The sequence below is a fragment of the Allobosea sp. P4_C6 genome, from assembly GCF_056402015.1.
In genome coordinates this window covers 1-1507 of sequence record NZ_JBFUIF010000235.1, presented here as the reverse complement: position 1 = coordinate 1507, position 1507 = coordinate 1, and the positions used below count along the sequence as shown (strand labels likewise).

General features: G+C 60.5%; 1 protein-coding gene and 2 pseudogenes. All 3 read left to right on the top strand.

Annotated elements, in window-relative coordinates:
• A pseudogene (locus AC1DVA_RS28265) lies at positions 1-207 on the top strand (NmrA family transcriptional regulator); the annotation flags it as partial.
• 63 nt (positions 208-270) lie between these two features.
• Positions 271-696, top strand: a pseudogene (locus tag AC1DVA_RS28260) (cupin domain-containing protein).
• A gap of 70 nt (positions 697-766) precedes the next feature.
• Positions 767-1507 (top strand): mechanosensitive ion channel family protein (locus AC1DVA_RS28255; protein ID WP_476808111.1); only part of this gene is annotated, 741 nt, incomplete at its 3' end.

Below are 1507 nucleotides of genomic sequence, written 5' to 3'. Positions count from 1 at the left end.
GAAATCTCGGGCCCGGAACGCGCGCGCCTTTGCGATTTCGTCGCCCGCTACCTCAAGGCGATCGGAGATACCCGCACCGTCGTCGCCGATCCGGATGCTCGGTATTTCGGGACCAAGCTGGAGGCTGGCTCGCTCGTCTCCGACAACAATCCCCGCATCGGCCGGATCGACTTCGATCGCTGGTTCGCGACAGCTCCCCCGAAATAATGGCGCGTGGATGAGCCGATTTCGAAGCGGCTCATCCACCTTTATCGTGAAAGGACGATAGACATGATCAAGTCATTGGCGTGCCTCTTTGCGCTGACATCTCTTCTGTCGATTTCGGCATTCGCACATGACACGCCCGGAGGTGGCGAAGGTGCCAAGGTTACGTTGGTCTACGACCACGAGCTGCCTAACGTACCAGGCAAGAGCATGAGGGGCGTTCTCGTTGAATACGCTCCGGGCGGATTCTCGGATGGTCACACACACCCGGCTTCCGCTTTCATCTATGCAACCGTGCTCGAAGGGGCGATCCGCAGCCAGGTCAATGATGGCCCCGTCACGGTCTAAAAGGCCAGCGAGAGCTTCTCGGAATACCCAGGCGACCGTCACGGTGTCAGCGCAAACGCGAGCAAGACCCACCCGGCAAAACGGCTTGCCGTGTTCGTCGTCGATACCGCCCAGCAGGAACTGACCTTCCCGCTCAAGAAGTAGATTGCGACGCCGGACAGCCATCCGGCGCATCATCCCTCAGCATGACCTACCGCCAACGGAACTTCTTTCCATGCCCGGCGAAGACCACTTCCTGCCTTTGGTGCTGATCAACATCCTCGGAACCGCCGGAATCGTCGTGTGGCACGTTCAGGGCTGCGAACGTCCGACGGGTCGCCTGATCGTCCAGATCCTGTTCTTCATCGGCATGAGCATCGTGCTCTATACGGGCGGTATCGCTCCGCACCAAGCCGATGACGTCTATGCGGAGGGGCTGGCAGCGGTGCTTTCCAAGTCCGCCAGAATTCTCTGGTGGACCCATCTCGCCTGGACGATCATCGGCTTCATCCACATCTACGTCAGGCTTAATCGGAAGCCGCAGGAAGCGCACCTGATCCTGGATATGGCCGTCGCCGGCATCTATCTCGGTGTGGCGCTGTCGGTCCTGGGGTTCGTCTTCGGCCTGCCGATCGCCACCCTGGTTACGACCTCGGGCGTCGTCGCCTTGATCCTCGGCCTCGCATTGCAGAATACGCTAGGCGATGTCTTTTCCGGCATCGCGCTGACACTCGGCAAGGCCTATGCGATCGGCGACTGGGTCCAGTTGAGTGACGGCACTGCGGGCCGCGTCATGGAAACCAATTGGCGCTCGACCAACCTGCTGACCGGATTAAACAACATCGTCGTGCTGCCGAACAGCATGCTGGCAAAGCAAAGCCTGACCAGCTTGAGCCGCCCCGACGAGTCGCACCTCATAACACTAGGCGTGCGCTTCGCCGCGGGGCAAAGGCCGCGCATCGTCGAGGACGCGATG